Source organism: Saccharopolyspora sp. NPDC050389, assembly GCF_040655595.1.
GTDB lineage: Bacteria > Actinomycetota > Actinomycetes > Mycobacteriales > Pseudonocardiaceae > Saccharopolyspora.
In genome coordinates, this window is sequence record NZ_JBFAKG010000049.1 from 38,781 (window position 1) to 51,817 (window position 13,037).

Consider the following 13,037-nt stretch of genomic DNA (forward strand, 5'->3'; position numbering starts at 1 on the left):
TCCGGAATCGACCGGGGGACACGGACTTTCGCTGCCAGGTACGGAACCGGACCACCGATTACGCTCCGCCCTGACCCGGTCCCATTCTGCTAGGAGACGCCCGTGAAGCGTTCGATCGCACTCGGCCTCGCCGGGGCGGCGGTGCTGGCCGGCACCGCGGCCCCGGGGGCGACCGCCCAGGCCGCGCCCGGCCTGCAGTTCGGGGCGTGCCCGCAGGACATCAGCCAGTCCCACCCGCGGCTGCAGTGCGCCAACCTCGACGTCCCGCTGGACTACGCCGCGCCGAACGGCGAGAAGCTGCAGCTGCTGGTCTCGAAGTCGCCGGCGCGCAAGCCCGAGGCCCGGCGCGGCACGCTCCTGGTCAACCCCGGTGGACCGGGCGGGCCGGGCGCGACCTTCGCCGGCTCGCTGTCCGGCCGGCTGCCCGCCGACGTGCTCGACGCCTACGACCTGATCGGGTTCGACACCCGCAACTCCGCGCACAGCACCCCGATCAGCTGCGTCGACCCGGCGACCTACTGGCAGCACCCGCTGCCCGATCCGGACTCGCCGCAGACCCGGGAGCAGAACTGGCAGCGCGCCCAGGAATACGCTGACGGATGCGCGCAGCGGGCCGGCAAGTACCTGCCGCACCTGAACACGCCGACCAACGCCCGGGACATGGACCGGATCCGGGACGCGCTCGGCGAGCAGAAGATCAGCTATCTCGGCTACTCCTACGGCACCTACCTCGGCGCGGTGTACGGCCAGCTGTTCCCGGAGCGCGTGGACCGGATGATCCTGGACAGCGCGGTCAACCCGGACACCTCCGAGGTCTGGTACCGCAACAACCTCAACCAGGACGTCGCCGCGCAGCGGCGGCTGGGCCACTACTTCGACTGGATCGCCCAGCACGACCAGGTGTTCCACCTCGGCACCGACCGCGGCCAGGTGCAGGCGGTCTGGGACGGCGTCCGGGCCGAGCTGCGCAAGGCTGCGCGCGGCGTGTTCGGCCCGTCGGAACTCACCGACATCACCTTCAGCGCCCTCTACAGCGAGAGCAACTGGGCCGGGCTCGCCGAGGCGGTCGCCGACTTCCACCTCCGCAACGACGACCGCAAGCTCGTCGCGAAGGTGTCGACGAAGGACGCGGCGGCGGAGAACAGCAACGCCATCTACAACGCCGTGGAGTGCGTGGACGCCTCGTGGCCGACCCGCCGCAGCGAGTGGGAGCGCGACTCCGCGGAGCTGGCCGCCGACCACCCGTTTGCCGCCTGGTACAACAGCTGGACCGTCGCTCCCTGCCGGGTGTGGCACGCGCCCCGGCAGCAGCCGCTCAAGATCACCGGGGCGGGGCTGCCGCCGATGCTGTTGTTCAACTCGGAGCACGACGTGGCCACCCCGTACACGGGCGCGGTGGAGATGCACCGGTCGCTGCCGTCGTCGGTGCTGGTCACCGAGAAGGACGCGGGCAAGCACGGGGTGTGGGCGATGGCCGGGAACGCCGAGGTGGACCGGATCGGCACCGACTACCTGGTCCGGGGCGAGCTGCCGAACGCGAACGTCGCGGTCCCGGGCCACGCGGACCCGGACCCGGCGGCCCCGGAGAAGGCCCGGACCTTCGACCTGCGCTGAAAAAGGCCGGCCCCGAGATCGTCGGGGCCGGCCTTTTGCTGTCACATCAGTTCACGCCGTGCATGTAGCGCTTGATGCTCTTCGAACCGATCAGGAGGAGCGCCGCGCAGCCGATCGTGGCCACGCCGACGATGCCGAAGTAGATCGGCTGGTTGTCCACCGAGTACAGCTTCACCACCTGGGCGCCGAGGCCCTGTCCCATCGCCGGGGCGAGGAAGTACAGGCCCATGGTCTGGGAGGCGAAGACCTTCGGCGCCAGCTTGGTGCTCGCCGACAGGCCGACCGGCGAGAGCATCAGCTCGCCCAAGGTCATGATCACGAACACCAGCGCGAGCAGGATCGGCAGGTGCTTGCCGTCGCCGGCGACGAACTTCGACACCACGACCCACAGGAACGAGACGCCGACGAAGAACAGCCCGCCGACGAACTTCTGCGGGGTCGACGGCTGCCGCTCCCCCAGCTTCGTCCACAGCAACGCCATCAGCGGCGCCAGCACGATGATCGCCAGCGAGTTGATCGACTGGAACCACGAGGCCGGGATCTCGAAGCCGAAGATGTTCAGGTCGGTGTCCGCCTCGGCGATGTTGGCCAGCGTGTTCGGCTGCTGCTCGAACAGCAGGAAGAACAGCGCGGTCGCCAGGAACAGCGGAATGTAGGCGATCAGCCGGTCCCGCTCGATCTTGGTGATCTGCTTGCTGGAGAGCATCACCGCGAAGTAGATGACCGGCAGCACCGCGGAGATCAGGCTGATCACGTTGACCAGGCCGTCCAGGCCCATCACGCCGCTCACCGACAGGCCCACCAGGACCACGATGAACGCCAGGCCGATGCCGATCGCGCGCGCCAGCACCCGGCCCTTGTGCCCGGTGGGCAGCGGATTGACCGGCACCAGCCCGGCCGAGCCCAGGTTCTTGCGCCCGAACTGGTACTGGATCAGCCCGATCGCCATGCCGACGGCCGCCGCACCGAACCCGACGTGCCAGCTGACCTTCTCGCCGAGGGTGCCGACGACGAACGGCGCCAGGAACCCGCCGAGGTTGATGCCCATGTAGTAGATCGAGAACCCGGCGTCGCGGCGCGTGTCGTGTTCCCCGTAGAGTCCGCCGACGAGGCCGGAGATGTTCGGCTTCAGCAGGCCGGTGCCGATCACCAGCAGCACGAGCCCGAGCACCACCGTGGCGATGCCGCCGGGCAAGGCCAGGCTGATGTGGCCGAGCATGATGACGCAGCCGCCGTAGAACACCGCTCGTTGCGCGCCAACGACCCGGTCGGCGAGCCAGCCGCCGAGGATGCCGGTCATGTAGACGGAGGCGCCGTAGACGCCGACCACCGACAGCGCGGTCGACTCGGGAATCCCCAAGCCGCCCTGGGCGACCGCGAAGTACAAGTAGTACCCGAGGATCGCGCGCATGCCGTAGTAGGAGAACCGCTCCCACATCTCGGTGAAGAACAGCGTCGACAAGCCGCGGGGGTGGCCGAAGAAGCCCCTCTGCGGTGCGTCCGCAACCGTGGGTGTGCTCACGATCACGTCCTCTCGTGTGTGACCTGGCGGCGGTAGCCGCTCGACGAAACCTGCGGCAGGTTACGTCTCGCCTCAGTGGCTTAGACCACCGGGGCGTAAACCCGCCGCGGCGCGGATGCCGCACGAGCCCCCGACCAGCCACACTGAACGCGTGGCCAGGGACTCCGCCGCCACCACCAGGCGCTCCGTGACCGATTTCACAACGCTCATCGGGAGAAATCATGCAGCTGCTGGACGCCCACCGCAGGGCCATGGCCGAGTTCGACGCCCGGGTGGAGCGCATCGGCGCCGAGCAGTGGGACGCGCCGACGCCGTGCACGCGGTGGAGCGTCCGGGACCTGCTCGGCCACCTGGTGTCCGAACAGCTGTGGGCTCCGTGGTTGCTCGACGGCGCCACCTTGGACGAGGTCGGCGACCGCTTCGACGGTGACGTGCTGGGCGCCGACCCGGTCGGCACGTGGCGGGAGGCCGCCGCGGCGGCCCGGCGGGCGTGGGACGAACCGGGCGCGACCAGCGGCGAAGTCAACGTCACCGGCGGCGTGATCCCGGCGCAGGACTACGGCTGGCAGATGACGCTGGACCTGGCGGTGCACGCCTGGGACCTGGCCCGCGGCATCGGCGCCGACGACCGGCTGGATCCGGCGCTGGTGACGGCGGTGCACACCGTGTTCGCGCCGCAGATCCCGGCCTGGGCGGACATGGGGATCTTCGCCCCGCCGCGACCGGTGGCCGCCGACGCCGATGAGCAGGCGAAGCTGCTGGCCCTGCTCGGGCGCTCGTGATGATGTTGGCACGGCCGGACGGGAATCGACCCCGTATACTGGCGTCGTATTTTTCCGAATTTCTGTCTAGGAGTGACGTCTTCAGTGCCTGCGGCACAATCCCCTGAGGGCAGTACCGAGCCGGGACATAGTCCCGGCTTTCCGAATCTGATGGCCGGTTTCCCTGCCCGGGGTGACCGGTGATGGAAATCCTGCTGGCCGTTCTCGGCCTCGTTTTCGTCGGCATTCTCACGCTGGGCACCGGATTGGCGGTCGCCGCGGAGTTCTCGCTGACCTCCCTGGAACGCAGCACGGTGGACGCGCACGTTCGCCAGGTCGGCGACCGGCGCGCGCGGGCCGTGCACAAGGCGCACCGAACGCTGTCGTTCCAGCTCTCCGGCGCTCAGGTCGCGATCACGCTGACGACCCTGATCACGGGTTACGTCGCCGAGCCGTTGATCGGTGAGCTGATCAGGCCGGCGCTGATCGCGCTGGGACTGCCCGGCGAGGTCGCCGGGGCGGTGTCGCTGACGCTGGCGATCCTGCTGGCCACCACGCTGTCGATGGTCTTCGGCGAAATGGTGCCCAAGAACCTCGCGATCGCCCGGCCGTTGCCGACCGCGCGCGCGGTTTCCGGCTACCACGCCCGGTTCTCGCAGGTCTTCCGCTGGCTGATCGATGCCATGAACAACAGCGCCAACTGGGTCGTGCGCCGCTTCGGGATCGAGCCCCAGGAGGAACTCCGGTCGGCGCGTTCGCCCGACGAGCTCGGCTCGATCGTGCGTTCCAGCGCCGAGCACGGAACGCTGGACTCGGCGACCGCCCAGCTGATGGACCGATCGCTGCGCTTCGGCGACCGCACCGCCGAAGAACTGATGACCCCGCGCGTGCGCGTCGAATCGCTGACGGCCGGCGACAGCGTGCTGGACCTGCTCGACATCGCCCGCCGCACCGGGTTCTCCCGCTTCCCGGTGCACGGCGCCGACCTGGACGAGGTGCACGGTGTCGTCCACGTCAAGCAGGCGTTCGGCGTGCCCGCCGCTCGTCGCGAAGCGACTCCGGTGGGATCGCTGGCCCGGCCGGTGCCGACGGTGCCGGAGACGCTGGACGGCGACGCGCTGCTGAACCGGCTGCGCGGTTCCGGGCTCCAGCTGGCCGTGGTGGTCGACGAATACGGCGGCACCGCGGGCATCGTGACGCTGGAAGACGTCGTCGAGGAGATCATCGGCGACGTCCGCGACGAGCACGACCGCCGCGAGATCGCCGCCGTGCGCCGCGTCGGCGATGACACCTGGATCATCTCCGGGCGGCTGCGCCCGGACGAGCTCGCCGAGGCCACCGAGTTCGCCGTGCCCGACGGGGACTACGAGACCGTCGCCGGTTTCGTGCTGGCCCGGCTGGGCCGCATTCCCGAGGTCGGCGATCGCCTCGACCCCGCTGGATGGAAGCTGACCGTCACGCGGATGGACCGCCACCGCATCGCCGAGCTGCGGCTCGCCCGCCAGACGGCGCCCGCCGAGGTCGTGGAGGAAGTCCGATGAGCGACGGTTTCGCGATCCTCCTCGGTGTCGTCCTGCTGCTGCTCAACGCGTTCTTCGTGGGCGCGGAGTTCTCGCTGCTGTCCTCGCGCCGCGACCGGCTGGAGGCGCTGCTGGCCCAGGGCAAGACCCGGGCCAGGATCGTGATCAAGGCCAGCCAGGAAGGCTCGCTGATGCTCACCAGCGCCCAGCTGGGCATCACGCTGTGCTCGCTGGGACTGGGGCGGCTCGGCGAACCCGCCGTCGCCCACCAGCTGGAGGTGCCCTTCGCCGCCCTCGGCATCCCCGCTCCGGTCATGCACGCCGTGGCGTTCGCGATCGCGTTGGCGATCGTGGTCGTCCTGCACGTGCTCGTCGGCGAGATGGTGCCGAAGAACCTGGCCATCGCCGAGCCCGAGCGGCTCGCGCTGTGGCTGGTGCCGCCGCTGGTCGGGTTCGTCACCCTGGCCCGGCCGCTGATCGCCGTGTTCAACATGCTGGCCAACACCGTGCTGCGCCTGCTGCGGGTGGAGCCCAAGGAGGAACTCGACACCGCCTACACCTCGGCGGAACTCGCCGAGCTGCTGGTGGAATCCCGCCGCGAAGGCCTGCTGGAGCAGTCCGAGCACCGCAGGCTGGCGCAAACGCTGTCCTCTGTGGAGCACACCGTCGCCGACGTCCTCGTGCCGCTGCCGGAGCTGACGACGCTGCCGCAGCGCCCGACGCTGGGCGATGTGGAACGGGTGGTGACCGAGACCGGGTTCTCCCGGTTCCCGGTGCGGGGTGATGACGGCGCGCTGCGGGGCTACCTGCACGTCAAGGACGTGCTCGACCAAGCCGGGCACGATCCCTCCACTCCCATCGCGCCCGGCCGCATCCGGCGGCTGCCGACGGTGCCGGTGGGCGCCCTGCTCGACGAGGCCCTGACGTCGCTGCGCCGGGCCGGGAGCCACCTCGCCGAAGCCGTCGACACCACGGGCAAGCCCGTCGGCGTCGTCGCGCTCGAGGACCTGGTCGAGGAGTACGTCGGCACCGTCCGCGACGCCACGCACGTGCACTGACGGAGCGCGTCTTCTGGGTTTCGACCGCAGCCCAGAAGACGCGTTTTCGCACTCATACCCATTAGCCGATTTATCACCCATTAGGGTCACGGTGTGCGAGATGATCGGGTCGTGGCTCACCACCAAGAGGTCAGCACGGCCCCCCGCGTCATCGGCGGCCGGTACCGGCTGGAGAGCACCATCGGCCGCGGCGCGATGGGTTACGTCTGGTCGGGCACCGACGAGCTGCTGCAGCGGGAGGTGGCGGTCAAGGAGCTCCGGCTGTCCCCCGGCATCCCCGAAGAGGAGGCGGCCGAGCTGCGCGAACGCGCCCTGCGCGAGGCGCGCTCGATGGCGGTGCTCAGCCACCCCAACGCCGTCATGCTCTACGACGTCGCGCGGGATGGCGACCAGCCGTTCGTCGTGATGGAGCTGGTGCGGGCGCAGAGCCTGTCGAGCCTGCTCAACAAGAACGGGGCGCTGAATCTGCACCAGCTCGCCGTGCTGGTCGACGGCGTCGCCGCGGCGCTGGAGGCGGCGCACCAGGTGGGCATCGTGCACCGCGACGTCAAGCCCGGAAACGTGCTGCTGGGACGCCACGGCCAGGTGAAGCTCGCCGACTTCGGCATCTCCCGCAACGCCGCGGAAACGACGCTCACCCGCACCGGCGTCCTGGTCGGCACTCCCGCCTACCTGGCGCCGGAGATCGCGATGGGCCGCTCCCTGAGCCCCTCCGCCGACCTGTGGAGCCTCGGCGCGACGCTGTTCGCGGCGGCCGAAGGGCGGCTGCCGTACGACACCTCCGGCGACCCGCTGATCACCGTCAGCTCGATCGTGCACGGGCCGGTGCCGCAGCACCGCCAGACCGGCCCGATCGGCGATGTCATCAGCGGTCTGATGGTCAAGGATCCGGAGCAGCGGATGCCGCTGCTCGAAGTGCGCCGCCGCCTCCAGGACCTGACGCGCGGTGCCGGCGCGGCCCCGTTCGACGCCCTGCTCGACGCCACCGAGCCCGCACCGCGCGCACCCACCCACCTGGGCACCTCGTCGCAAACCCTGCCCACCGGGCCGGTGAACGCGCCGAAAAGCCGGAACGGGCGCCGGACGGCGGTCGCGGTGGGCGGCCTCGCGGTGCTGCTCGCGGGTGCCGCCGGGGTCGCCGGTTTCTACGCCGGAGTCGCCGAACGCCCGTCCGGCGGCCCGGGCGTGGCGCCGCTGGAGCCATCGTCCGGGCAGAATCGCAGCACGTCCGCCTACCGCATGATCCAGGCGGAGTCCTTCGAGACGCAGTCCGGCGGCGTCGCCGCCGACAATGAGGGGCCGGTCGGGTTCATCGGGCCGATCAACAACGGCGACGGGGTGCTGTTCCGGGGCATCGACTTCGGCTCCGAGCCGGCGACCCAGGTTTCCGCGCAGCTGCGGACGTGGGCCGACGACGGGGTGAAGGCGAAGATCGAGGTCCGGCTCGGCGGCCCGAAGGGCAAGGTCATCGGCAAGATCAACGTGTCGTCCACCGTGGACGGACAGAAGTGGAAGGAGGTGCCGGTCGACCTGCAGGAGCCCGTTACCGGCAGGCGGGACGTGTACCTGTCCTTCGTCGCGGACGGAGGCGGGGACTTCCTGGACCTCGACTGGTTCAAGTTCTTCCACCGCTGACCGCCGCCGCACCGGCCTCGACTACCCTGACCGGCGATGATTGTGCTGTCTGAGCAGGACTGGCGGACCCGGCAGGCCGCCCACCGGGAGCGGGTCGCGCGCTGGACGCAGCCGCACCGCCAGCGCCAGCACGAGCGCCGGAAGCACCCGGTGCTGGACTTCCTCTTCCAGTACTACTCATTTCGCCCTGCCCGGCTGGAGCGCTGGCAGCCGAGCGTCGGCGTCGCGCTGGCGGGCGGCCAGGAGTTCCTGGCCCGCCGCGGCTTCGCCGAGACGCTGGACGGCGTCGCGCTCGATCCGGCCGCGCTGACCGAGAAACGCCGCGCCAGCACCGAATTCGTGCTCGGGCTGCTGACCGCCACGGCCTCCCGCAAGGCCCGGCTCGGCTGCTTCGGGCTGCACGAGTGGGCCATGGTCTACCGGACGCAACCGGTAGACATCCGGCACACCGGATGGCCGCTGCGGCTCGGGCACGACGGCACCGACGAGGTCGTCGAGTCGATGCCGATCAGCTGCACGCACCACGACGCGTTCCGGTTCTTCACCCCGCAGGCCCGCCCGCTCAACGCGCTGCAACCCGAGCGCGCCGACCAGGTCAGCCTGGAACAGCCGGGCTGCCTTCATGCGAACATGGATTTGTTCAAATGGAGCTACAAGCTCGAACCGTTCGTGCCCGCCGAGCTGGTCGCCGACTGCTTCGAGCTGGCCGTGCGGGTGCGTGAACTCGACATGCGGGCCAGCCCGTACGACTTGCGTGAACTCGGCTACGAGCCGTTGCCGATCGAAACTCCCGACGGCCGCGCCGACTACGTCCGGCGGCAACGCGACTTCGCCGCCGAGGCCGCCGTCCTGCGGCAGCGGCTGATCGACACCTGCCGCGAGATCCTCGACTGGGCGGCCCAGCCGGTGTGATCATCCTTCGTCGGCGGCGGCCCGGGCGGCGAGGATGCGGTTGACGTTGCGCTCGGACCAGTCCGCGATCGCCTCCACCGGCCCGCGCAGCGAATGCCCGAGGTCGGTCAGCTCGTAGGTCACCTTCGGCGGCACCTCCGGGTACACGGTCCGGATCACCAGACCGTCGCGCTCCATCGCGCGCAACGTCTGCGTCAGCACCTTCGGCGCGACTCCGCCGATGCCGCTGCGCAGCCGCGTGAAGCGCATCGGGCCGTCGGACAGCAGCGTCACCACCAGCACCGTCCACTTGTCCCCGATGCGGTCCAGCACCAGCCGGGTCGGGCAGTTCGGATCCGTCAGATCCCCGCGCTTGAGGATGCTGTCCTCGCTGGTAACCACCAGGTACCTATAGCACGGCCGAGCAGTCGGTTACAACTGGTTACCGTGGCGCCGGAACACGCGGCTCCGCAGGCAGCTCCCGCAGGAAGCGCAACGGCGAGAGGAAGACGACGAGCCAGCTCACCGCGAAGGCGCCCGCCGAAACCCACAGCACCGCGCGAACGCCCGCGAGTTCGCCGAGCACCCCGGCCAGCACGGATGCGACGGCGAGCGCGCCGGTCAGCAGGAACCGGAACGTCGCGTTCATCCGGCCCATGAGGTGATCCGGCGTGGCGGCCTGCCGCAGGCTCACCGCGAGCACGTTCCCGATGCCGGCCTTCATGGTGATCAGCGCCCACGCCACGGCCGCCAGCCACAACCACGAACCGCTGCCGAGCAGCGGCACGAAGCACCCGGCGCAGCTCGCGACCGCCCCGGTGATCCACAGCATCCGGCCGTGCCCGAAGTGCTCGCCGAGCGCACGCGCGCCGATCGCCCCGGCCAGCGCACCGCAGCCGCCGATGGCGAGGAACAAGCCCAGCGCCAACTCGCTGATCCCGAGCTCCCGGACGAACAGGACCGGCAGGATCGTGAGGGTCAGAGTCGTGGCGAAGTTCGTCAGTGCGCCTTCGATCGCCATGGGCCGCAACAACCGGTTCCCGAGCACGTGACGCACACCCGCCGCGACATCCGACCACACTCGCGATGCTCGCTGCACCGGCGCGGTCGCCCGCACGGCCCGGATCCGCCCGATGGCGACGGCCGCGCATGCGTAGCTGATCGCGTCGAACGCGATCGTCACCGGCGCGGTGAGCACCGACACCAGCAATCCGCCGACGCTCCGGCCGACGATCTGGTTCACCCCGCGCATCCCCATCAGCCGGGCGTTGGCCCGCACCAGCTGCGCCCGCCCCACGACTTCCGGCAGGAAGCTCTGAGCGGCCACCTCGGAGAACACCGTCGCGATCCCGCCGAGCAGCGCGACCGCGTACAGCTGCGCCATCGTCAGCACGCCCAGCAGCCACGCGGCGGGGATCGAGGCGTACAGCACGGCGCGCACCACATCCGTGGTGATCATCACCGCGCGGCGGGGCAGCCGGTCCACCCAGGCCCCGGCGGGCAGCCCGACCAGCAGGAACGCGACGGTGCTGAGGGCGCCGACGGCGCCGACCTGCGCCGGGCCCGCGCCGAGCGCGAGGACGGCGGTCAGCGGCAGCGCGACGAAGCTGATCTGGGTGCCGAGGTCGCTGCCGCCGACAGCGGCGAACAGCAGCCGGAATTCCCTCGGCAGGCGGGCTGAATCGTTGGTCCGGTCGTTGATCACCCGGCAACCATGGTTCTCACCCTGTCGGGTGACCACGAATTTAGACTGAGCCGAATCACCACCGGGAGGCATCGGATGCTCAAGATGACGATGTCCGCCGGTGACCTGGCCCGCGTCCGGTTCGCGTTCTCGCCCCTGTGGGAGGTCGCGGCCAGCGTGCGGATCCTGAAGGAGCCCGGCCGGCACCCGCTGCACGGCTCGTGGCGGGCCGAGGTCGAGCAGCGGTTGCAGCGCAGCACCGCCGACCTGTCGCTGCTGTTCGACCTGGTGCCGACCCCGACCAAGTACCTGCCCGGGTTCCTCGCGCCGACCCCGACCACCTCGCGACCGACCCTGGCCGAGGAGCTCGAAGGACTGCGGGCGGTGCCGCCGCATTCGGTCCGGACGATGATCGAGAACGCCGGCCACACCGCGTCGGCGCCGGTCCGCCGGCTGCACGCCGACCCGGGCCGCGAACTGCACCGGCTGGCCGGGATGATCGAGAGCTACTGGGAGCGGGCGATCCGGCCGTGGTCGCCGGAGATGCTCGACCTGCTGGACCAGGACGTCCGGCACCGCGGCGCCCTGCTGGTGGAGGGCGGCGCCACGCGGCTGCTCAACGAGCTCAGCCCCCGAGTCCGCTGGCACGACGACGGCCTGCAGGTGACGCACCGGTACTTCGCCGGCACGCACGCGCTGGACGGCCGGGGCCTCGTCCTGGTGCCGTCGACGTTCGTCTGGCCCACCGTCTTCTCCAAGCTGGAGCCGCTGTGGCCGGCGGCGCTGCGCTACCCGTCGCGCGGCATCGCCGCGCTCTGGACCCCGAAGCAGCGCACCGCGCCCGACGCGCTGGCCGCGGTCATCGGCAGATCCAGGGCCCTGCTGCTGGCCGAACTGTCCGCCCCGAGGTCGACCACGGAACTCTCCCGCCGGACCCGGATGTCCGCCGGGAACGCCTCGCAACACCTGACCGCCCTCCGCGACGCCGGGCTCGTTTCGGTGCGGCGGGAGGGACGCTACGTGCTCTACAGCCGGACGGACCTGGCCGAGGCCCTCCTCGCCCGGTCCAGCTGATCAGCGCTGGGTGGTCCGCTCCTCCGCACGGTCGCCCGATCGCGCCTCGGACCGGGCGCGGCGGGTCAGCGCGAGGTAGACCACGACCGCGGACAGCGACAGGGCTCCCATGACCACGCCCATCGGCAGTGCGGTGCCGGTGCCCGCCGAACCCACCAGCGGCGCGGCGAGGCCACCGGCCAGGAACTGCATGACGCCCAGCAGCGCCGATGCGCTCCCGGCCGTCTCGGGATGCCCGGACAGCGCCAGGGTCATGGCGTTGGGGAACACCACGCCCATGCTCGACGCCACCAGGAAAAGCGCCGGCAGCAGCCCCGGCAGGCCCAGCCCGAACGCGGCGGACAACGCCACCGCGACGCCGCCGACCGCGTTGATGCCGAGCCCGATCGCCAGCAGCCGCCTCGGGTCGACCCGGGCCACCAGCCGTCCGTTGAGCTGCCCGAAGAGCACGATGCCCAGCGAGTTCACGCCGAACACCAGGCTGAACAGCTGGGGCGACATGCCGTAGACGTCCTGCAGCACGAACGACGAACCGGCGATGTAGGCGAACATCGCCGCGAACGCCAGCGCCGCGGACAGCGAGTACCCGACGAACGCCCGGTCGCCGAGGAGGCTGCCGAAGGTCCGCAGCGTGCTGCCCAGGCTGCCGGGCCGCCGCGACTCGGTCGGCAGCGTCTCCCGCACCCCGAACGCGGTCGCCACCAGCAGCACCACGCCGATCACGCCGAGCACCAGGAACACGCCGCGCCAGGACGTCACCCGCAGCATCTGCCCGCCGATCAGCGGCGCGAGGATCGGTGCCAACCCGTTGACCAGCATGAGCAGCGAGAAGAACCGCGCCATCGCCACGCCCGAGTACAGGTCTCGCACCACGGCGCGGGCGACGACGATCCCGGCGGCACCGCCGAGGCCCTGCACCAACCGCAGCCCTGCCAGCGCATACGCCGACGGCGCGACCGCGCACAGCAGCGACGCCAGGGTGAACACCACCAGCCCGATCAGCAACGGCCGGCGGCGGCCGAAGGTGTCCGACAGCGGTCCGGCGACGAGCTGGCCCAAGGCCAGGCCGACCGTGCAGGCCGTCAGCGACAGCTGCACCTGCGACGGCCCGGCTTGCAGGTCGGCGGCGATCGTCGGGAAGGCGGGCAGGTACATGTCGATCGACAGCGGGCCGAACGCGGACAGTGCGCCCAGGATCAGCACGTACTTCACCCTGCGCGGTTGGTCCCCCATTTGTTCGCTCCCGTGGTGCTCGATACCGACCGGTAACCGTAACTC

General features: G+C 70.8%; 11 protein-coding genes. 7 read left to right on the top strand and 4 right to left on the bottom strand.

Annotated elements, in window-relative coordinates; all coding sequences use genetic code 11:
• Window positions 1-102: 102 nt before the first annotated feature.
• The gene (locus AB0I53_RS28645; protein WP_358609439.1) at window positions 103-1,614 is read left to right on the top strand and encodes an alpha/beta hydrolase; all 1,512 of its coding nucleotides are present in this window, start codon (window positions 103-105) and stop codon (window positions 1,612-1,614) included.
• 46 nt (window positions 1,615-1,660) lie between these two features.
• Here the strand turns inward: AB0I53_RS28645 and AB0I53_RS28650 are convergent, their stop codons facing one another.
• A complete protein-coding gene (locus AB0I53_RS28650) occupies window positions 1,661-3,136 on the bottom strand; it encodes a peptide MFS transporter (RefSeq protein ID WP_358609442.1) in 1,476 nt (491 codons plus the stop codon).
• A 221-nt stretch (window positions 3,137-3,357) separates the two neighbouring features.
• Between AB0I53_RS28650 and AB0I53_RS28655 the strand changes: the two genes are divergently transcribed.
• The 5 genes from AB0I53_RS28655 to AB0I53_RS28675 all read left to right on the top strand — a co-directional run bounded on the left by AB0I53_RS28655 (window position 3,358) and on the right by AB0I53_RS28675 (window position 9,022).
• Window positions 3,358-3,918, top strand: a complete 561-nt coding sequence (locus AB0I53_RS28655) for a TIGR03086 family metal-binding protein (protein WP_358609445.1) — start codon at window positions 3,358-3,360, stop codon at window positions 3,916-3,918.
• Between the two features lie 182 nt (window positions 3,919-4,100).
• Window positions 4,101-5,438: a hemolysin family protein gene (locus AB0I53_RS28660; protein ID WP_358609448.1), complete on the top strand. Its 1,338-nt coding sequence runs from the start codon at window positions 4,101-4,103 to the stop codon at window positions 5,436-5,438.
• Complete coding sequence (locus AB0I53_RS28665) at window positions 5,435-6,475, top strand: hemolysin family protein (protein ID WP_358609450.1); 1,041 nt, start codon at window positions 5,435-5,437, stop codon at window positions 6,473-6,475. The genes AB0I53_RS28660 and AB0I53_RS28665 overlap by 4 nt, the downstream gene beginning before the upstream one ends.
• A gap of 111 nt (window positions 6,476-6,586) precedes the next feature.
• Window positions 6,587-8,110, top strand: coding sequence for a protein kinase (locus AB0I53_RS28670; protein ID WP_358609453.1), 1,524 nt, complete (start codon window positions 6,587-6,589; stop codon window positions 8,108-8,110).
• 36 nt (window positions 8,111-8,146) lie between these two features.
• Window positions 8,147-9,022 carry a 3-methyladenine DNA glycosylase gene (locus AB0I53_RS28675; protein ID WP_358609456.1) on the top strand — a complete coding sequence of 292 codons (876 nt, stop codon included), beginning with the start codon at window positions 8,147-8,149 and terminating at the stop codon, window positions 9,020-9,022.
• Here the strand turns inward: AB0I53_RS28675 and AB0I53_RS28680 are convergent, their stop codons facing one another.
• Entirely contained in the window at window positions 9,023-9,403 is a 381-nt protein-coding gene (locus tag AB0I53_RS28680) for a helix-turn-helix domain-containing protein (protein WP_358609459.1), read from the bottom strand.
• Window positions 9,404-9,443: 40 nt separating this feature from the next.
• The gene (locus tag AB0I53_RS28685; protein ID WP_358609461.1) at window positions 9,444-10,706 is read right to left on the bottom strand and encodes an MFS transporter; all 1,263 of its coding nucleotides are present in this window, start codon (window positions 10,704-10,706) and stop codon (window positions 9,444-9,446) included.
• A 75-nt stretch (window positions 10,707-10,781) separates the two neighbouring features.
• Between AB0I53_RS28685 and AB0I53_RS28690 the strand changes: the two genes are divergently transcribed.
• Window positions 10,782-11,759 (top strand): DUF5937 family protein, encoded by a 978-nt coding sequence (locus tag AB0I53_RS28690; protein ID WP_358609464.1) that lies wholly within the window; start codon window positions 10,782-10,784, stop codon window positions 11,757-11,759.
• On the opposite strand, the gene AB0I53_RS28695 is transcribed toward AB0I53_RS28690, so the two are convergent.
• Window positions 11,760-12,992 carry a Bcr/CflA family multidrug efflux MFS transporter gene (locus AB0I53_RS28695; protein WP_358609467.1) on the bottom strand — a complete coding sequence of 411 codons (1,233 nt, stop codon included), beginning with the start codon at window positions 12,990-12,992 and terminating at the stop codon, window positions 11,760-11,762.
• Between the last annotated feature and the right edge of the window lie 45 nt (window positions 12,993-13,037).